This window comes from Aeribacillus sp. FSL K6-8210, assembly GCF_037963925.1.
Classification (GTDB): domain Bacteria; phylum Bacillota; class Bacilli; order Bacillales; family Aeribacillaceae; genus Aeribacillus; species Aeribacillus composti.
This window is the reverse complement of sequence record NZ_CP150172.1, coordinates 2,205,136-2,224,837: the sequence shown is the minus strand read 5'-3', so window position 1 is coordinate 2,224,837 and position 19,702 is coordinate 2,205,136. Positions and strand designations below refer to the sequence as shown.

Here is a 19,702-nt window from a genome sequence, read left to right as displayed (position 1 = left end):
AAAAGAAGGTTTGTACTACTTGGCTTTCAGCATAAATATTAATAATAACAACCTTTTTCCATGACATGTTCCTTTAAACAAAGTAGATGTAATTTAGAAGATAAATATAAAAATGAGGTGAAGCCTGTGGAGCGAGCGGTCACCTTCAAAAATAACGGCCAAATGAATATTGTCTTAGGACAAAGCAAAACTGAACTTGAAGGTAAAAAGGAAAAAATCGCAACATATGATCTTTCCATTTCCAAAGCGGCTGTCGAACACAGTGTATTAAAAGAGATTGAACAGGAGATGGGCGCATTAGTTGGAATGGAAGAAGTGAAAAGATTATTAAAGGAAATATATGCATGGATTTTTGTGAATAAAAAAAGAGAAGAACAGGGGTTAAAAACCGGAAGGCAAGCGCTTCATATGCTGTTTAAAGGGAATCCCGGAACGGGAAAAACAACGATCGCGCGATTGATCGGAAAGCTTTTTTTCCAAATGAATGTTTTATCGAAAGGACACTTAATTGAAGCGGAGCGGGCTGATTTAGTAGGTGAATATATCGGCCATACAGCGCAGAAAACGCGCGATTTGATCAAAAAATCACTTGGCGGAATTCTTTTTATTGATGAGGCATACAGTTTAGCCCGCGGAGGAGAAAAAGATTTCGGAAAAGAAGCAATTGACACCCTTGTCAAACATATGGAAGACAGACAGCATGATTTTGTGTTAATTTTAGCTGGATATCCAAGGGAAATGGATCGTTTTTTATCTTTAAATCCCGGACTCGAATCCCGTTTTCCGATCGTAGTTGATTTCCCAGACTATTCAGTCGATGAGCTGATGGAAATAGCAAAATTAATGATGAAGGACAAAGAGTATCGATTTAGCCATGGAGCTGAATGCAAATTGAAAGAGCATTTGCTAAAAGTGAAATATGCGACTCACCCAACGAACTTTTCAAATGGAAGATATGTTCGCAACATTATCGAAAAATCTATACGGGCACAGGCAATGAGGCTCCTGCTTTCTGATAAGTTTGGCAAGGAAGATTTGCTTCTTGTAAAAGAAGAAGATTTAATATTAAACGTATAAGCAGCCCCTAGGCTGCTTTACTTGATTATTGAAAAGAATTGATTGATAAATCTTTATTTAAATGGGTTTTGAAGAAAGCTCCTGTTTCATTGCTGCACATAATTTACACAAATTCGTTTATTTTTCTCACATAGTTTAGAAAAGAATGACGGCAGCCATTTAATTGGCTGAAACGATTAGAATTTGATACTCTTAACGTTGATTCAATAAATTTTTCTAGCGTTGAAGTGCGTTGATGATTTAAGTTTGATAATCTTTATTTTGACTCAATACGTTTCTGTTTTTAAAGCATACTGAAGATGATTTAGTTGAGTCCTAACATTGAACTTAGCAACGTTTCTAGTCTTGAAGTGCGCTAAGGATGATTGGAGTTTGTATCCTAATTTTGAACTTAGAAACGTTTCTAGTGTTGAAGTGTGCTGAAGCTGATTTGAATTTGAACTCAGTACGTTTTGTTTTGAAATGTGCTGAAGATGAATTGAGTTTGATCATCCTACCTTTGAACTTAATAATGTTTCTAAAGTTGAAATGTGCTAAATGATCCTACCTTTGAACAGAGTACGTTATTGTCTTGAAGTGCGCTAAAGAATGATTGGAGTTTGTATCCTAATTTTGAACTTAGAAACGTTTCTAGTGTTGAAGTGTGCTGAAGATGATTTGAATTTGAACTCTGTACGTTTTGTTTTGAAATGTGCTGAAGATGAATTGAGTTTGATCATCTTACTTTTGAATTTAATACGTTTCTTTTGTCTTAAAGTGCACTAAAGATGATTTAAATTTGATAACCTTACCATTGAACCGTTTATCGAAGGTTTAATTCATAACGCATAGCTTATAAATTTGCAGCATAATTGGAGGAAGAAGACGAGTGGAAGAGAAAGAACAGGTGATTCTCGTTGGCGTCAAGTTCATGGAAACCGATGAAGAACAGTTTTTTTATTTAATGGAAGAGCTGAAATCGCTCACGGCTGCTGCGGGCGGCCAAGTCGCAGCTGTTTGCACACAAAATCGACTGAGGGCCGAACCATCTACATATATTGGAAAGGGAAAAGTTGATGAGATTAAACAGCTTATCGAAACGACAGAGGCAAATACCGTTATTTTCAATAATGAGCTGTCGCCCAGCCAGCTGCGAAATTTAGCTCGTCTGTTAGAGGTAAAAGTGATCGATCGGACTCAGCTAATTTTGGATATTTTTTCAAAAAGGGCGAAGTCAAGAGAAGGGAAACTTCAAGTTGAGCTGGCACAGCTTGAATATTTGCTTCCGAGACTTTCGGGACATGGATTGAATCTATCTCGGCAAGGAGGAGGAATCGGGACAAGAGGTCCGGGAGAAACGAAGCTTGAAACGGATCAAAGGCACATCCGAAATCGCATTCACGATATAAAACAACAGCTGTCCCATATTGTTTCCCATCGCGAGCGTTATCGTTCGCAAAGAAAGAGAAATCATCAAACTCAAATCGCTCTTGTTGGCTATACCAACGCAGGAAAGTCAACGCTGTTCAATAAGCTGACAGCTGCTGATTCATTTCAGGAGGATATGGTGTTTGCCACATTGGATCCTATGACAAGGAAAATGTTTCTCCCATCCGGCATGAAGGTGCTCATGACTGATACTGTCGGCTTTATCCAGCAGCTGCCAACAAGCCTTATCGCTGCTTTTCGTTCTACGTTAGAAGAAATAAAGGAAGCAGATTTGCTTTTACATATCGTCGACAGCTCTCATCCTGACTATATTCAGCATGAAAACACTGTGAATGAATTATTAAAAGAATTAGGAACGGACGGATTGCCTGTTTTAACAGTGTACAATAAAAAAGATCAACAATTAGAGCATTTCTTTCCTTCTTTAAAGGAAGACTATATTGTCATTTCTGCTTTTTGCGACAAAGATATAGAACGGTTAAAAACAGCTATTGAAGAAAAATTAAAGAAAAAAATGCATCCTTACGTTGTCTCCGTTCCAACAGGTGATGGGAAACGTCTATCGTTGTTAAAAGCAAATACGCTCGTTTCAACCTTGCAATTTGACGAACAAAATCAGCACTATATCGTTTCTGGTCTAGTGTTTCGCGACCATCCAGTATATGATCAAATTATGAAGAATAAGTAGAAAGGGTTTTACAGATGTTTCAATATTTTACACATGGAAAAAAAATTATGGACATAGCTCAAAAAGTAGAAAAAAAAATAAAACCATTTCACGAAGAAATTGACAAAGTAGTGGAAGTAAATCAGCTTCGCGTGCTCAGAAGCTTTCAAAAGCATCGGGTGAGCGATTCCCATTTTATTCCCTCAACAGGATACGGATATGATGATATCGGCAGGGATACATTGGAAGATGTTTATGCTGATATTTTTGGATGTGAAAAAGGACTTGTCCGGCCGCAAATCATTTCTGGTACACACGCCATTTCAACGGCTCTCTTCGGCGTATTAAGGCCCGGCGATGAACTTATCTATATTACCGGAAAGCCGTATGATACGCTTGAAGAAATTGTCGGTATTCGCGGAAAGGGGACAGGCTCTTTAAAAGAATTTGGCATTTCTTATCAAACAATTGATCTGACTCCTGAAGGACGAGTTGATTTTGACCGAGTAAAAGCGGCAATCAGTGATAAAACAAAAATGATCGGAATTCAACGTTCTAGAGGATATGATGTCAGACCGTCATTTTCCATTCAGGAAATTAAGGAAATGGTTTCTTTCATCAAATCAATCAATGAAAAAATTGTTGTTTTTGTCGATAATTGCTACGGTGAGTTTACCGAAGATCAGGAGCCGGGACATGCAGGTGCTGATCTTATTGCAGGCTCTCTTATAAAAAATCCTGGAGGAGGGCTTGTGAAAACGGGAGGATACATCGTTGGAAAAGAAGAGCTCGTGGAAGCTTGCGCGTACCGGCTCACTTCGCCAGGTATCGGAAGGGAAGCCGGTGCAATGCTTTACAGTCTTCATGAGATGTTTCAAGGTATTTTTCTCGCTCCGCATGTTGTTGGACAAGCGCTAAAAGGAGCGATTTTTACCGCTGCAATGCTGGAAGAAATCGGGTTGCGAGTCAATCCTAGCTGGAATGAGAAAAGATCAGATCTAGTTCAGTCCGTTCAGTTTGATAATGCAGATATGATGATTGCGTTTTGCCAAGCGATTCAATCTGCATCGCCCATAAACTCGCATGTAACACCGGTTCCAAATGAAATGCCGGGTTATAGCGATCAAGTCATCATGGCGGCCGGGACTTTTGTCCAAGGCTCCAGCATCGAGCTTTCAGCGGATGGACCGATTCGTCCTCCATATGTGGCATATGTGCAGGGAGGCTTGACGTTTGAACATGTCAAAATCGCTATTTTCCATGCCGTCAATGAATTAATAGAAAAACGATTAGTCGAACTATAAAAAAACATTTCATCTGGTTCAGCGTTCTGCTTACGGTTTCTAGGGACGTTCCGATCATATTTGCCAATTCTCGATTCGTTAAATGGACTGTCAAACGATAAAGTTTTCCTTGTATAAAAAACCATGTTAAATTTTATGACATTATATTGACATGATATCTTACATTCATCTATAATGTAGGTAAGCAAAAGGAAGGAGGGGCTAAAAGAGCATGAATGATCAAGACCGCCGTTCCATGCCGTTGTTTCCAATCAGCATCGTAAAACAGCTGACGGAACTATCTGCCAGACAAATAAGATATTATGAAGAACATGGTCTTATTTCCCCTGCGAGAACGGAAGGCAATCGCCGGTTATTTTCCTTCAATGATGTCGATAGATTGCTTGAAATTAAATCGTTGATTGAGCAGGGTGTCAATATGGCAGGTATTAAGCAAATATTTGCGTATAAAGAAAACGAACAAGAAAGACAAACTTTCGAAAGATCCTCATTGGCAAAAGAAAAATCAGATTTATCTGATGCCGAACTTCGCAAACTATTAAAGGAAGAACTTCTCCATGCTGGAAGAATGAACCGTGCAACATTAAGACAAGGAGACCTTTCACGGTTCTTTCATTGATAATATCGCTATATAAATTTATTTTTTATATATGAGAGGAGAAATAATATGCCAAAGTACACAAAAGAAGATATTATTCGTTTAGTCCAAGAAGAAAACGTAAAATTTATCCGCCTGCAGTTCACTGACATTTTGGGAACGATTAAAAACGTTGAAATCCCTGTTTCCCAATTAGAAAAAGCGTTGGATAACAAAATGATGTTTGACGGATCATCTATTGAAGGATTTGTCCGCATTGAGGAATCTGATATGTATCTGTATCCTGATTTAGATACGTTTGTCATTTTCCCATGGACAGCGGAAAAAGGGAAAGTTGCCCGCTTAATTTGCGATATTTACAATCCTGATGGAACGCCTTTTGAAGGAGATCCGCGCAACAACTTAAAACGAGTGCTGAAGGAAATGGAAGAGCTCGGATTTACAGCATTTAATTTAGGTGCTGAGCCGGAATTTTTCTTATTCAAACTGGATGAAAAGGGTGAACCAACATTAGAATTGAATGATAATGGCGGATATTTTGATCTTGCGCCGACTGATTTAGGCGAGAACTGCCGCCGCGACATTGTGTTGGAACTTGAGGAAATGGGATTTGAAATCGAAGCTTCCCACCACGAAGTAGCACCTGGTCAGCATGAAATTGACTTTAAATATGCAGATGCCATCAAAGCTTGTGATGACATTCAAACATTTAAGCTTGTTGTGAAAACCATTGCCCGTAAACACGGCTTGCACGCAACATTCATGCCAAAACCATTGTTCGGCGTCAACGGTTCAGGTATGCACTGCAACCTTTCTTTATTCCGCAATGGTGAAAATGCATTCTACGATCCAAATACAGAAGATGGATTAAGCGAAACAGCTTTACAATTCATTGCAGGTGTCATCAAACATGCAACAAGCTTTACAGCTGTGACAAACCCAACTGTCAACTCTTACAAACGTTTAGTGCCTGGCTACGAAGCTCCTTGCTATGTTGCATGGTCCGGCCGCAACAGAAGCCCGTTAATCCGGATTCCTGCATCTCGCGGCATGAGCACTCGTATTGAAGTGCGCAGCGTTGACCCATCTGCAAACCCATACCTTGCCATGGCTGTACTCTTGAAAGCTGGTCTCGATGGCATTAAAAACAAATTAACTCCGCCAAAACCAGTAGATCGCAACATTTATGTGATGACAAAAGAAGAACGCATCGAAAACGGCATTGTCGACCTTCCAGCAACATTATATGAGGCACTTGAAAACTTAAAACAAAACGAAGTCATTGTCAGTGCTTTAGGATCCCATTTATTCGAACATTTCGTCGAAGCAAAAGAGATCGAATGGGATATGTTCCGCACACAAGTGCACCCATGGGAGCGCGAACAATACATCACTCAATATTAATCCCGAAACCCCTTGACGCTCAAGCGTTGGAGGGGTTTTATATTTGTGGGTGAAAACAATAAATCTAACTTTCAATAAAAAGCACCCACAAAAATTGAAAAAAATTACTCCATAATTGATGAGGTGTATTCTTCATATTTACGCATCGAATCTTGATCAAAAGTGAAAGCAGATTTACGGCAAATTCAATTATTCCACATAGACAGAGGCAATGAATTCAAGAAAAAGACAATTGATGAAGCTCTAGATACTTTTTAGATTAATCGGTCATTAAGCATGAAGGGTTGTCCCTATGACAACGCAGTAGCTGAAGCAACCTTTAAAATTATCAAAACAGAATTTGTTAAGGGTAGATATTTCGGAAATTTAGACCAATTGAAACTGAAATGAGATGATTATGTTCATTGGTTTAATATATTAGAATCCATGGAACACTTGGGTATTTAAGCCCGCTGGAGTACAAAGAGAAACACCTCAAACAGAAAAAATCACCAATCATTTTTCAGATCATGTTCTTATTTTAGGTCATAGGAACCGATCGAATAGACCTAAACCAATTTTCCTGAATGAAATGTTAAATATGGTCTCACTCTTCCTTCAATTGGATGAGAAGGGAATGAGCCGGATGTTTACTTTATTAAAACAGATGGGTCAGGTAAAATGGTTGATACAACATGGATTTCATTGTCGGCAGTCAAACTTTGAAATCTGTTTTAAACGGAAATAAAAAAGAGTCGTCGACCCCCAATCGGGCAAAAATCCCCGGGGATCGACGACTCTTTCAAATCTTCATTGAGCCTACGCAAATCAAAGATTTGATAAAAATTCCCCTTTTCGCTAAAATAAAAATAACCAGTCAAGCATTAAAAATGAAATGCTTATTTAACAACTTTTTTTGGGGTTTTTATCTTAACTATGAGGAATTGAAACTTTGAATACCTGCTTGTAGCAAAACAGGAAATAATTGTTTTTATCTTAACTATGAGGAATTGAAACATATGCCCGCAGTGTGGGAACCGACTAGCAAGTGAGTTTTTATCTTAACTATGAGGAATTGAAACGAGCAGTTTGAGTGGGAACGTGCGATTTGGACGGAAGTTTTTATCTTAACTATGAGGAATTGAAACTTTCCGTTATCATTTCATTAACTAAATCCATGACTTCTTGGTTTTTATCTTAACTATGAGGAATTGAAACAATGATGATCACCGAATATACACCGATCGAATTCAGTTTTTATCTTAACTATGAGGAATTGAAACTAAGCCATATTGGGAAATGACAGAAGAAGAACAAGAGCGTTTTTATCTTAACTATGAGGAATTGAAACGCTTCCGCATGATATTTTTCGCTCTAGCTTCATACACGTTTTTATCTTAACTATGAGGAATTGAAACTTGTTCTTGCTTTTTCATATCAGCAAGGATTCTTGGAGTTTTTATCTTAACTATGAGGAATTGAAACATGAAATCCAGTGAAACCATTTTAATTCCTCCTTGAGTTTTTATCTTAACTATGAGGAATTGAAACGATCGAATTCTCGAACATCTTGTATATCCCAAACGTTTTTATCTTAACTATGAGGAATTGAAACTTGATAAAGGGAGATTAATTCCCTTTATTAATTGTCTGAGTTTTTATCTTAACTATGAGGAATTGAAACGCTAATATGTGTCGCAACGTATAGTAGTCCAAGTCGTTTTATCTTAACTATGAGGAGTTTTCATCTTAAATTATGAAGAAAAGCTTTTAACAAAAAGCACGGCCTTTTGATATGATCCCCTTATAGTAGACAGAAAAAGAAAGCCCATTAATCTGTCTACTATGGAGGGGATTTTTCTATGTGGAAAATACGAAAAACATATGATGCAAAGTTTAAAAAGAAAGCTGTGGATTTATATTTGAAAGAGGGTATGGGATACAAAGCGGTGGCAAAAGAATTGGGAATAAGTCATTCCATGGTACGTCGATGGCTGAAACTTTTACATAACTGAACCGGATTATTCTAATCGATTTACATAAGCATTTGATCATCCTTCAGTATTTTTGGTTGAGGTTGTCTTCCTGGATCATAAATATGGGGTTGCATTTTTTTGTAATCGCATATAGTAAGTAGTAAGTGATAAGTAGTAAGTAGAAAGTAGGGAAATCGTAAATTCATTTTTAAGGAGGTAAGTCCTATTTAACGATCATGTATATCAACGGCCTCATTTTCACCGTAGCGATTTTGATTCTAAATTACGGTTATGAGGTGCAAAACAGCGTCAGACACACACAATTCTTCATCTTGATGATCGCGCAAATGATTGTGTGTCGTTTGGCGATGTGCTTTTATTTTTACAAACGTCCGGTAAAATTTGTGGGAGGAAGTCATGAGTAACGATAAAGATTGGAAACGAACAAAAAGCGAAAGGAATCAAAAAGATGCCTCTTCGTTTTTCGGCCCGTCGCAATCGGATTCGAGTTCAAAGAAAAATGCAGACGTCCCAAGAGAGTGGTCAGAAGGCTGGAAAACGGTACGAAGCGAATGGGTGTGGAGCACGGAAGCGAAGCAGGGATGGCAGCGAAGAAAGCAAAAGAAGCGGGCGGACAGGTCGTTAATCTGGTTCGGAGGCATGGGCATCGCAATTTTTGTGGTGTCCATTATCGGATTTGGCATATTCAACGCAAGTTCCGGATCGACGATGGTTACCGGTGATGCGGCGATAAAGGCTTTGGCTAATAGGGTATCCACCTCCTTGCCTCTGGGTGCCGTTCTGTTGACCAATGATGAATACTTTGAACCACAGAATTATACACTTGAAATTCAACAGGAAGGGGGAGAAACGGCGATCTGGGTATGGGACTATGCTGCCGAGGACGGCGATTACGTGCAAATTCTCCATAACGGTACCCCTTTGACCGATGCGTTTATGATCAAGCACGATCCCCAAAGGTTCACTATACCTGCAGAAGGCCTCATACAGATACGCGGCGTGAGAGACGGGGGAGGCGGAATCACCTACGCGATCCATTTCGAATTCAACGGAACGACGTATTTCAACGCCGTAGCAGAAGGTGAAGAAAACACGTATACGCTGGTGAAAAAGTAGATTCATGTCCGGTTGCCGCGAATCAGTGACAGAAGTGGACAATGACGATACCAGCCGCGGCATGTTGGGGTGCGTCACGGATCGCTTGTTGAGCGGTTTTCGGGTCGGGCGGAATACTGGACGAGTCCTCTTTTTCTTTTAAGTTGAAGGAAACAAAGACATGTACTATATATGATATAAACAATCTACGCGCAGGTGATTTTCTTGATCGATAATCTTACATTCAGGCATGCCAGTATTGACGATTTGCCCATGATTGTGGAGATCTACAATGCGACCATCCCCAGCAGAATGGTCACGGCTGATACGGAGCCGGTATCTGTCGAGGATCGATTAACGTGGTTTTATGAACATCACCCCGAAAGACGACCATTGTGGGTTGTCGAGCACGAGGGCAGCATTTGCGGCTGGGTCAGTCTGCAATCGTTCTACGGCCGGCCGGCTTATCGTGCAACGGCTGAAGTCAGCATTTACCTTCATGAAGATTTCCGCGGGAAAGGACTGGGAAAACAGATTTTAACGAGGGTCTTCGCGGAATGTCCGAAGTTGGGAATTGACACGCTGCTTGGTTTTATCTTTGCTCACAATGAACCGAGCTTGCGTTTGTTTACCAGTTTGGGGTTTGTGAAGTGGGCGCATTTGCCGGAAGTCGCTACATTGGACGGCGTGAAACGGGATTTGCTGATCTTAGGGAAAAAAATACCGTAACCGAATCACAACACCTCCCACAGCCGAGCAAGAAGTCAGGCCTCATGCCTACGATTGGCTCGGCTTTGCTTCGTTTTGACAAAAGAAAAAAGGTGATATTCAACATGAAACTGGCCATTATTCTGTTTGAAACGATGACCTCGCTGGATTTCATCGGGTTTTACGACGGAGTGACCCGGCTGAAAAGCATGGGGTTTATCGACAATCTCAGCTGGGACATCTGTGCGTACGACGAGCAGGTGAGCGATGACCGGGGAGTGACGTACAAGATCCCTTGCGTTCGTCCCAATCTGGCGGGCTATGATCTTATCTATGTGCCAGGCGGGATGGGCACCCGAACGCTGATCCACGACACGGCGTTTATCGCCTGGTTACAAACAGCGAAAGATGTGCCGTATAAAGTTGCCGTCTGCACCGGTTCCTTGCTTTTGGGAGCCGCGGGTTTCTTGAAGGGAAAAAAGGCGACGACGCATCCGAATGCGCTGGAGCTGCTTGCCGCATACACGGAGCAAGTGGAAACAAAGCGGATTGTCCGAGATGGCAATACCATCACAGGCGGAGGCGTCGCCACCTCCGTAGACTTGGGTTTATACGTCTGTGAACTGCTTGCTGGTAAAGAGGTTGTTGCGAAAATTCAAAAACAAATGGATTACCCGTATTATCGCAGTGAAGTGTGCGAAATTCCAGCGGAGGACGAAAAAGGTATGCGGAACCGATGCGCAACCTGAGTCCGGTTTGCGGGCTTAGGTTTTTTGTGCGCCAAAAACTCTCCGCCCGACGCGGGACTGGGAGTCAATCGATGCTGTATACAAAGTCGACCAGACTCCCGACGATTTTTTGGCATAATGGAAATGAATAGCAAAGGGAGGGGATCGCCAATGCCTTGTACGCATGAATTTGGAATTCTGGACGAATTGGACAAAACAAGAGAATACAACGATTACGAGCCGCACAAGTACCAGTGCATTTCGGTTGACGATGATGTGATCAATGACTTGCATCCGCATCTATTAAAGATGAAGACGTACTTCCATTCATTCACCCGCCCTGCACATGGTTTGGCTTATTGGGGAGTTACGATTATTCCGCCTGAATCATTGCCGTTATTTTATGATGTCGTCACAGCTGCAAAGGATTACCACCAATCATCAGAGCTGCGCGAACTTGCCGCAAAAATTCTGCAGGCAAAAGAACAAAACAAACACATGATTCATTATGGCGTCTAAAGTCAGACGGTGAGCAAGCATCTCGGACGGAACTGAAAAAGGGAGAGACAAAATGGCAAAGGCAATCGCATTGTTTCTAGCAGCGGGTCTGGCGGAAATCGGAGGCGGGTATCTTGTCTGGCTCTGGTTACGGGAAGCCAAGCCGCTGTGGGTCGGCGCGCTGGGAGGGATGATCCTCGTCCTGTACGGGATCATTCCCACACTGCAAAGCTTTCCCAACTTTGGCCGCGTCTACGCCGCTTACGGGGGAGTGTTTATTGTTCTTGCGGGGTTTTGGGGATGGTTAGTAGACAAGAAAACGCCCGATCTCTATGACTGGATCGGGGCATTGGTTTGCTTGGTGGGCGTTTTCATCATGTTGTGGGCACCGCGGATTTGAGAACGAAACGTTCGTATTGTCCTCCAACAATTGCATCCAAGCGATGAATGGGATTATTTCAAGAACAGGATCAACGCGGTAGCGGCTGCGCCAAGGTAAACCCAGAAGGAATGCTCTTTTGTACATGCGACCAATCTTTTCATGGAAAACTCATCCCCTCATACTTTTTTTCTGCACAAAGACAGATACATTTACATGAGAACCAATGCTTTTCTACCATATATGATAAAGAAAATCGTGCAAAAGCGAAAGGGAACTGGCTCCTATTCAGGTGAAAAGACAAGAAGCCGGCGCGGTCTTCAGGAGCCGGCTTCCAGCAGTTCGCTCACTTTTTTCGCCGTTGCCTCTCCCAATTGGGGATTCTGTCCGGTGACCAGCTTGCCGTCCACCTCTACGTGATTGGACCACATTGGAGCGGCTACGAATATTGCGCCGTTCTCTCGCAAGCGATCTTCCAAGAGAAAAGGCATATAAGGGTCTAGCTGGACAGCGCGTTCTTCCTCGTTGGTGAACGACGTCACCTTTTTGCCCTTAACCAGGTATTCGCCGGAGGAGAGTTTCACATGAACCAACCCGGCCGGGCCATGACATACAGCCGCGACGACGCGATCGGACTCGACAAACTCTCGGACTCTGGTCTGGAGCACAGCATCATCGGGAAAATCAAACATGGTTCCATGTCCGCCTGGCAGGAACAACGCATCGAATCCTTCCGCAGAAATCTCGCTGAGCGGGGGCGTCGCCTCCAATTCGCGAATCGCGTCCGGCCATTTTGCCTTACTTTCCTCGTTGAGACTGCGCGGGTCGATCGGGACGTAGCCGCCTTTGATACTGGCGACCGTTATTGCAAACCCTCTTTCCTTAAAAATTTCGTAGGGTTCCGCGAATTCGGACAGCCACAGTCCCGTAGGATGACCTTCCGTGATCTGGGCATGGCTTGTGACGACCATCAAAACACGTTTCTGCGCCATTCGTTCACCCTCCTATGTTCCTTTCAACGACACAACCGGTTGTGCTAATTGCAGTATACTTTTTCCATTGCTATAATTCAAATAATACAAAAGGGGATGGGGTATAAAAAAAATTATGACTAATTTTGAATGGTACAGATCGTTTGTCGCGATATACCGCCACGGTTCCATCTCGAGAGCGGCGCAGGCCCGGTTCATGACCCAGCCTGCGTTGAGCCAACACCTGGCCGCCCTGGAAGCGGAGATCGGCGAGCCGCTTTTCCGCAGGACGCCCAGACAGATGGTGCCGACGGAACGAGGGCACATGCTTTACGGGCAAATCGTGCAAGCCGTCGACCGCCTGGAAAAGATCAGCGGCGATTTCCGTCATCCTTCCACTCCCCCGACGCTGCGGATCGGGGGGCCGTCGGAATGGATCCATGAATACTTGATCGCCAGATTGCCGGAAAGTCCGTATACGCTCTCGTTTACCTTTGGGGAGACAAAGCCGCTGATTCAAGCGCTAAAAAACAATGATATCGACCTGCTGATCGCCACCCAGCACGTTGCCACTTCCGGACTGACTTTTACCAGATTGATGACGGAGACGTTTAAACTCGTGGGGAACCGGCCGGTGCCGAGCGACGGGTATGACCGTGATGATATACGGCAGCGGTTGGAGCGGCTGGACTGGATTAGTTACGCTCCGGAACTCCCTATTATTCGCAGATTTTGGTTTGCCGCGTTTGGAGAGCGATGTACGCTAAAGCCAAGATTCATCGTTCCCGATTTGCGTGTGATCAAATCCTTGGTGCTCCAAGGGCACGGGATCAGTGTCTTGCCGGAATACCTCGTAGCGGACGAGTTGAAAAAGGGGGAGTTGTACGAACTGTGGAGATCTCCAGAGCCGGTGGAAAACGATTTGTGGCTGGTCTACCGCTCGTCTGACCGTGTGGATCCGACCTTCACGACCTTCGTGGATTCATGGCTTCGTGCAGCCGTTGTGACGCCCTGAGTTGAAACGATGGGGGAGGATTATTATCGTTTTTGTAGAAAAATTTTTTATAAATCCATTTGTTTTAATTGAGGGAGGAAGTTGGATGAAAACACGGTTAACCCATGTCAGAATCAACGTTTCCGATTTGCAGCGCGCAGTCAAATGGTATGAGGATGTGCTGGGGTTCAAGGTTACGGACACATGGCCTCCCGAGAAACCGAATTACGCGCAGTTTGAATTAGGAGAAGGTGCGATCTTTTCGATCATGGAAGATCCCAACGTACCTTCCCACGGGCGGTTTAATTTTAACGTCGAGGATGTGGAAGGCTTGTGGGAGCGGTTGAAGGATAACGTGGACGTAGTGGAAGAACTGTTCGACACGCCTTGGGGGTCCAAAAAGTTTACCATCCGTGATTTGGATGGCAACGAGCTGGGGTTTGTTAAAGGATAAACGCGCACCAGAGGTTCGCGAAACACCAGAACAGGAGAGGACGTGAGCGGACGGCGAACGACGCGGTCCTGCTCACGTCCTCCAATGTTTGGTCAGGGTTCCGGCGCGGATTTCCTCGATAATCGCTGCTACCCAGTTGTGTTCGGCTTCCAGCATGGCCAGCGTGTATTCCGTTTCGATCAGGAACAGCCGGTCCACGCCAGCTTCCGCAGCGGCGTTTTGGGCAGCGCGCGTTTCGCTGATTTGATTGGCAAGCTGTCTGCGGCGTTCCTCCAGCAGCTGTATCACCTCATCCGGCGCGAGGTGTCCGAGAAAGGCTAGTCCGGCAGCAAACTGCGGGTATTCTTTCGCCGGGGTGCGGATCAGCGAGCGAAGCCAGGTGAAGAACAGCTCTTTTCCCGCTTCCGTAGGCGCATATATCGTCCGTTCCGGATGGCGCCCTTCCCGCTCCGTGGCAATCGGCTCAATCCAACCGCCGCGCAACAGGGACTCCACTACCGCATAGAGGGAGCCGGTATTCAGTTTAATCACATCGGATAGCTTGCGCTGACGCATCGTCGCCCCGATTTCGTACGGGTGCATCGGCTTTTCGTTCAGCAGGGATAGTACGGCGAGCGCCAGCAGATTCGTCGGTTTTCGTTGAGCCACGTGCGATTCCTCCTCTGTCTTTATCATATACGCGACGGAATCGCCGATCTAGATCGTGTGCGGTGGGAAGCGAACGGTAGCGTCAGTTGGACACCGTCTGCTTCCAATCGATGTGGTAATCGTACAGCCACGCGAACGACTGCTTGCTCGCTTGCCGCAAAAAGAACGGCAGCAGCAAATCGCGGAAAAACACTTGCACAGGATGGGTCGCATGCTTCCGGCTGCCGAGCTGCCGCGAATACCGCACAATCCGCTCCACCCGTTCTTTGCGCAGTTCCCGGTAGCGGTGAAACGCTTCGTCGAGATCGGGGATGTCCCGGACACACTTGGCCAGTACCATCGCATCCTCCAAGGCGAGCGACGCGCCTTGCCCGGCATTGGGGGACGTCGCATGCACGGCGTCTCCCACCAGTACGATACGGTTGACGTGCCAACGGGGGAGCGGCGGCATGTCGTAGATTGGGTAAAACAAAATGTCGCCGGGAGTTTCACGCACAATGTCCGGAACGGGGGACACATCGTCTTTGTACAACGCTTCTATTTTTTCTCGCCACACGTTTTGCGGAATGGACATCAGCTCTCGGCGCGTCGGGAGCCCCGGATAATCGAGGTTGCCGAACCAGTATACCTCGCCAGACCGATGGACGAGGTAGCCGAAAAACGCTTTTTTGCCAAAGATGAGATGCTGTGCGCCGGGAACATGCGGCACCTGATCCTTGTGCAGGTAACCGCCGAAGCTGATCAGACCGGTATACGTCGGCGGGGGTGCATCGGGCAGGATGCATTTCCGTGTTCGCGAATGGATCCCGTCGCAGCCGACGATAAAATCACCGGTCGCTGTGCTGCTGTCTGTAAAATGCGCGGTGACGGCTCCCTCCGTCGCGTTGGTTTCCAGCGACTGCAATCGTTTTCCAAACGTGATGGGAATTCCGTTGCGCTGCGCTGCCTCGCGAAGCACATGGTGCAGCTCCTGTCGTTTGAGCGTGTAGCCTTGTGGCTCGCCCGTTTTCGGTCCCACCGTGCCGAGCAGTTTTCCATTGCTGTTCATCATGCGCAGTGTATACATTTCGATTCCCAACCTGCGCACCTCATCGTCCAGTCCCAGTTCTTGCAAGATGCGCATGCCGTTGCGGGCTACGTTTAAAAACAGTCCGGTTTCCGCTTCGCCCAGTTCGGACGCTTCGTAAATCTCCGCTTCAATCCCCGCCCGTTGCAAGAAGAGCGCAGTAGCGGGTCCGGCAATTCCGCAGCCGATGATCACGGCGCGCTTAGCTTTTCTCAAAACGCTCATTCCTTTCATTCCGTCACGTTCCCCCTTTCCTTGCATCAATGTCTTTCGTTTTCAGCCAATTTTTGGATTGTCGCATTGCTCCTCTTCATTTTAGAGGGAAGGCATGATGCAAAAACGGCACGAAGACGGGGAAAGCCATCCGACCTTAGTCTGATTAGAATAGTTTACTTAGACTATTATGAAATCGCATTTTTCCTTGAAACCAAAAGGCAGTGGGTTGTTCTTGGCTTTTCCTTGTCACGCATAGCTGGGCAAACACATACAATGCCTGCAGATTCCAACACTTCAATGGCAGAGGTGAACACGAACATGAACCCGTATTACGTGTATCCGTATTACGGTTTGCAGTGGTACTATCCCACCCCCTGTTACTGGGCTCCGCCTTCGGACTGGGGAGACGAGAACCTGTATGGCGGCGCTTATCCTGGCAATTTGCGGCCTGTCCAATACCCGCAAATCGAACTGAGAGATTACGGCGGGCAACCGTTTGTCGTCAATATTGAGCGAGCCGCCGAGCAAAATCGAAATTATCGAACCGCCTTATGGACCGGAAATCATCTGCAGGTGACGTTGATGAGCATCGAGGTGGGGGGCGATATCGGTCTGGAAGTGCATCCCAATGTCGATCAGTTTATCCGTATTGAAGAAGGACAGGGACTGGTGCAAATGGGGCCGCAGAGAGATCGGCTCACGTTTACACGTAGGGTGTCTGACGATGATGCGATCATGATCCCCGCGGGGACGTGGCATAATGTGCGCAATACCGGTAATGTTCCGTTGAAACTGTACGCCATTTATGCTCCGCCTGAACATCCGTTTGGCACAATCCACCGCACAAAAGCGGAAGCAATGGCCGCTTATCGGTGACAGTTAGCGTGTCCGGGTGCCGGCTAAAGCGCGACATCTTCGCGTACACACCGTAACGCTCTCACTCCGATGGGAAATGAAGGATTTACCACTCCTTTTGTCGAAATATGTATTATGCGGAAGTTTTAAGGAGAGGAGAGCGAAGATGCGTATACTGAAAAAGATGGTCAGAATTTACGTACATGACCTTTCCGCTGCGATTGACTATTATCAAAAATTGACCGGCGAGCCTCTGAACAGGCGCTTTGCCATGCCGGAAGTTGGTTTGGAATTGGCCTCCATTGGCGACATCTTGCTCATCAGCGGCAAAGAAGAGGATTTGGCTCCCTTTCGACAAACGTCCACGACGTTTTTGGTTGACTCGCTGGATGAGTTCAAAACGTTTTTGGAAAACAGCGGCGCGGTTATTTTAAAGGAACCGGCGCAAGTTCCGACCGGGCGGAACATGACGGTGCAACATCCGGACGGAACGATTGTGGAGTACGTTGAACATTCGTGAGGCAAAGCGTTTGCTGCTGCTTCGCTTGTCCTCCGATAACTTGGAACAGACGAGTGAGCCAAATACATTCAAAAAAACCGAGGAATGGTGCTGCGGAGGATGATCGGATTACGATTGTGACAAATCGTGTCATGCATCTGAAGCCGCCGGGTGGCTTGGACTGCTGTTGATTTTGTGTTATTCTGAAGTGGGTGATCCGTGATGCTATAATCACGGCGAATCCATGCATTCCGCAAAGGAGGCTTATGAAACGTGTATTCTGCCAGACTTCGTTACCCAGCTTTGAACGAGTAATTTCATACGTTCAAAGGCTCTGCTTGTGTAGGCGGAGCAAACGGGAGAAGTCTGCCCTTTTTTCATAATTTCTCAAGCGAATCGATATTGATGCAATCGAGTAGGAGGGGGAGATTAACCCCCGTCCTCTCACACCACCGTACGTACGGTTCCGTATACGGCGGTTCAATTAAGATAGATGACGCAAGAATTCATAACGTTTTTGTAGACTTTTAAGCCCTTGGTTACTCCAATAGGGGTTTCCAAGGGTTTTGTGTAATATGGGACTTTTTGAAATTCGCCAGTAACCTTTACGACTGTTCCCCCATTCATAGGCTTTCCAGCTAGGAACTCCTAACTTTATGAGGTTGCGTATTCTGGTTTTTGGCTTTTTCCAGCTTTTCCATAAACACATCCGGAGTCTTCGTCGTATCCAGCTATCTAATTTTCCAAAGATACTCTTTGTGTCTGCTAATGCAAAATATCCACACCAACCAATTAAATATTGATTCAATTTCTCAATTCGATATTCCATTGGGTATGGCATCTTTCTTGATGTAATTTCTCGTACCTTTTTCTTCATTCGTTTTATACTCTCTCTGGCGATTCGAACTTTTGGCTCTTCTGAAGATGTAAAACTAAATCCAAGAAACTTCCGTTTCCATGGTCGGTCAACCGCCGATTTTTTCTCGTTGACCTTTAGACGTAGTTTCCCCTCAATAAATCGTTGAACACTAGCCATTGTTCGTTCCCCAGCTCGTTTCGACTTCACATAAATATTGCAATCATCGGCATAACGAACAAACTTATGTCCTCTTTTCTCTAATTCTTTGTCTAGTTCATCTAGTGCAATATTCGAAAGTAGAGGGCTTAGAGGGCCACCTTGCGGCGTCCCTTGTTCTGTACTTGAAACCACACCATTAATCATGACACCAGCTTGTAGATATTTGCGGATTAGCTTCAATAGTGGCTTTTCTTTAATCGTCTTGGCTAATGTGTTCATCAGCCTGTCATGATTCACTCGATCGAAGAACTTTTCTAAATCCATGTCCACTACCCATCTATAACCATCCCTGATATAACCTTTTGCTTTCCTTACTGCGTCATGGGCACTTCGATTTGGACGAAACCCATAACTATGTTCGGAGAACATAGGGTCATATATCCTGGATAGTACTTGGGCTATTGCTTGTTGAATCAAACGGTCTGTCACGGTTGGAATACCTAATAACCGAACACCGCCATCGGGTTTCGGGATTTCGACTCGTCGGACAGGCATTGGTTCATAGGTACCCTTGAGAATGGCTTCTTTAATGGATATCCAGTTTTCGACTATGTGCTGACGTAGGTTTTGTACGGGCATCATATCTACTCCATGGCTACCTTTATTCTTTTCTACTCTTTGTAAAGCTAAAAGCATATTCTCCCGTGACAGGATTCGTTTCAAGAGCATCGTTATTCTTCCTTCCGTGAATAGCTGGTCTTCTTATGCCAGTGCTCACTCCACCCTCCAAGAGGACCCCTGCGGGATTCACCGCTTCCTCCCTCAAGTGAGGTACTACGTTTTCTGTGTTCAACATGACGCACTGAATGCAAAGGGCTATTCTCTCTTAATTGTTCGGTCCTTCCGAATTGTTCTAGACCAATCCGTACTATGACCTCTGCTGACTTCTGATGGTTCAGCTACTTATCACTAAGTAGGTTATGAAGGGTACTTCACATATCCATCAGACCTCCCCGGGTAAGAGTGTAATCTTTCCTTCCATCTATCTGCTTCATTTACTCTATATCACCTTTGGCAGAAAGGACTTTGTTTTGTTATGCAAACTCATCCAATGATACC

General features: G+C 44.8%; 18 protein-coding genes, 3 pseudogenes and 1 CRISPR repeat array. Of the genes and pseudogenes, 16 read left to right on the top strand and 5 right to left on the bottom strand.

Annotated features, from left to right (window positions below):
* The first annotated feature begins 162 nt into the window (after positions 1 to 162).
* The 3 genes from spoVK to NSQ41_RS10585 all read left to right on the top strand — a co-directional run bounded on the left by spoVK (position 163) and on the right by NSQ41_RS10585 (position 4,476).
* Positions 163 to 1,077 carry a stage V sporulation protein K gene (gene spoVK, locus NSQ41_RS10595; RefSeq protein ID WP_232515765.1) on the top strand — a complete coding sequence of 305 codons (915 nt, stop codon included), beginning with the start codon at positions 163 to 165 and terminating at the stop codon, positions 1,075 to 1,077.
* Between the two features lie 910 nt (positions 1,078 to 1,987).
* A complete protein-coding gene (hflX, locus tag NSQ41_RS10590; RefSeq protein WP_339211613.1) occupies positions 1,988 to 3,193 on the top strand; it encodes a GTPase HflX in 1,206 nt (401 codons plus the stop codon).
* Between the two features lie 14 nt (positions 3,194 to 3,207).
* The gene (locus NSQ41_RS10585) at positions 3,208 to 4,476 is read left to right on the top strand and encodes a methionine gamma-lyase family protein (protein WP_063386742.1); all 1,269 of its coding nucleotides are present in this window, start codon (positions 3,208 to 3,210) and stop codon (positions 4,474 to 4,476) included.
* Positions 4,477 to 4,483: 7 nt separating this feature from the next.
* On the opposite strand, the pseudogene NSQ41_RS10580 reads toward NSQ41_RS10585, so the two are convergent.
* Positions 4,484 to 4,588, bottom strand: a pseudogene (locus NSQ41_RS10580) (helix-turn-helix domain-containing protein); the annotation flags it as partial.
* A 99-nt stretch (positions 4,589 to 4,687) separates the two neighbouring features.
* Here NSQ41_RS10580 and NSQ41_RS10575 point away from each other — a divergent pair.
* The 9 genes and pseudogenes from NSQ41_RS10575 (at position 4,688) to NSQ41_RS10535 (ending at position 11,883) form a co-directional block, all read left to right on the top strand.
* Positions 4,688 to 5,095 carry a MerR family transcriptional regulator gene (locus NSQ41_RS10575; protein ID WP_063386743.1) on the top strand — a complete coding sequence of 136 codons (408 nt, stop codon included), beginning with the start codon at positions 4,688 to 4,690 and terminating at the stop codon, positions 5,093 to 5,095.
* A 48-nt stretch (positions 5,096 to 5,143) separates the two neighbouring features.
* Entirely contained in the window at positions 5,144 to 6,478 is a 1,335-nt protein-coding gene (gene glnA / locus NSQ41_RS10570; protein WP_063386744.1) for a type I glutamate--ammonia ligase, read from the top strand.
* 162 nt (positions 6,479 to 6,640) lie between these two features.
* A pseudogene (locus NSQ41_RS10565) lies at positions 6,641 to 7,002 on the top strand (IS3 family transposase); the annotation flags it as partial.
* A gap of 376 nt (positions 7,003 to 7,378) precedes the next feature.
* Positions 7,379 to 8,205: a CRISPR direct-repeat array (repeat unit 30 nt; unit sequence GTTTTTATCTTAACTATGAGGAATTGAAAC).
* 114 nt (positions 8,206 to 8,319) lie between these two features.
* Positions 8,320 to 8,457: pseudogene (locus tag NSQ41_RS10560) on the top strand (transposase); the annotation flags it as partial.
* Positions 8,458 to 8,850: 393 nt separating this feature from the next.
* Positions 8,851 to 9,570: a hypothetical protein gene (locus NSQ41_RS10555; RefSeq protein WP_339192919.1), complete on the top strand. Its 720-nt coding sequence runs from the start codon at positions 8,851 to 8,853 to the stop codon at positions 9,568 to 9,570.
* 204 nt (positions 9,571 to 9,774) lie between these two features.
* Positions 9,775 to 10,278 (top strand): N-acetyltransferase family protein, encoded by a 504-nt coding sequence (locus tag NSQ41_RS10550; RefSeq protein ID WP_339192918.1) that lies wholly within the window; start codon positions 9,775 to 9,777, stop codon positions 10,276 to 10,278.
* Between the two features lie 104 nt (positions 10,279 to 10,382).
* Positions 10,383 to 11,006, top strand: coding sequence for a DJ-1/PfpI family protein (locus tag NSQ41_RS10545; RefSeq protein ID WP_339192917.1), 624 nt, complete (start codon positions 10,383 to 10,385; stop codon positions 11,004 to 11,006).
* Positions 11,007 to 11,156: 150 nt separating this feature from the next.
* Entirely contained in the window at positions 11,157 to 11,504 is a 348-nt protein-coding gene (locus NSQ41_RS10540) for a short-chain dehydrogenase (protein ID WP_339192916.1), read from the top strand.
* A 52-nt stretch (positions 11,505 to 11,556) separates the two neighbouring features.
* Positions 11,557 to 11,883 carry a YnfA family protein gene (locus NSQ41_RS10535; protein ID WP_339192913.1) on the top strand — a complete coding sequence of 109 codons (327 nt, stop codon included), beginning with the start codon at positions 11,557 to 11,559 and terminating at the stop codon, positions 11,881 to 11,883.
* 299 nt (positions 11,884 to 12,182) lie between these two features.
* Here NSQ41_RS10535 and NSQ41_RS10530 read toward each other — a convergent pair whose 3' ends face one another.
* Positions 12,183 to 12,854 carry a type 1 glutamine amidotransferase domain-containing protein gene (locus tag NSQ41_RS10530; protein ID WP_339209892.1) on the bottom strand — a complete coding sequence of 224 codons (672 nt, stop codon included), beginning with the start codon at positions 12,852 to 12,854 and terminating at the stop codon, positions 12,183 to 12,185.
* A 115-nt stretch (positions 12,855 to 12,969) separates the two neighbouring features.
* Between NSQ41_RS10530 and NSQ41_RS10525 the strand changes: the two genes are divergently transcribed.
* On the top strand, positions 12,970 to 13,848 hold the full coding sequence (locus NSQ41_RS10525; protein ID WP_339209891.1) for a LysR family transcriptional regulator: 879 nt from the start codon (positions 12,970 to 12,972) through the stop codon (positions 13,846 to 13,848).
* An 85-nt stretch (positions 13,849 to 13,933) separates the two neighbouring features.
* On the top strand, positions 13,934 to 14,281 hold the full coding sequence (locus NSQ41_RS10520; RefSeq protein ID WP_339192909.1) for a VOC family protein: 348 nt from the start codon (positions 13,934 to 13,936) through the stop codon (positions 14,279 to 14,281).
* Positions 14,282 to 14,353: 72 nt separating this feature from the next.
* Here NSQ41_RS10520 and NSQ41_RS10515 read toward each other — a convergent pair whose 3' ends face one another.
* Positions 14,354 to 14,929, bottom strand: coding sequence for a PadR family transcriptional regulator (locus tag NSQ41_RS10515; RefSeq protein WP_339192908.1), 576 nt, complete (start codon positions 14,927 to 14,929; stop codon positions 14,354 to 14,356).
* A gap of 82 nt (positions 14,930 to 15,011) precedes the next feature.
* A complete protein-coding gene (locus NSQ41_RS10510) occupies positions 15,012 to 16,229 on the bottom strand; it encodes an NAD(P)/FAD-dependent oxidoreductase (protein ID WP_339192907.1) in 1,218 nt (405 codons plus the stop codon).
* 300 nt (positions 16,230 to 16,529) lie between these two features.
* Here NSQ41_RS10510 and NSQ41_RS10505 point away from each other — a divergent pair, with 300 nt between their 5' ends.
* Together NSQ41_RS10505 and NSQ41_RS10500 are read left to right on the top strand one after the other, a co-directional pair.
* Positions 16,530 to 17,087, top strand: coding sequence for a cupin domain-containing protein (locus tag NSQ41_RS10505; RefSeq protein ID WP_339192906.1), 558 nt, complete (start codon positions 16,530 to 16,532; stop codon positions 17,085 to 17,087).
* Positions 17,088 to 17,232: 145 nt separating this feature from the next.
* Positions 17,233 to 17,586, top strand: a complete 354-nt coding sequence (locus tag NSQ41_RS10500) for a VOC family protein (RefSeq protein ID WP_339192905.1) — start codon at positions 17,233 to 17,235, stop codon at positions 17,584 to 17,586.
* A gap of 463 nt (positions 17,587 to 18,049) precedes the next feature.
* On the opposite strand, the gene ltrA is transcribed toward NSQ41_RS10500, so the two are convergent.
* Positions 18,050 to 19,312 (bottom strand): group II intron reverse transcriptase/maturase, encoded by a 1,263-nt coding sequence (gene ltrA, locus NSQ41_RS10495; protein ID WP_327848818.1) that lies wholly within the window; start codon positions 19,310 to 19,312, stop codon positions 18,050 to 18,052.
* Positions 19,313 to 19,702: the final 390 nt, after the last annotated feature.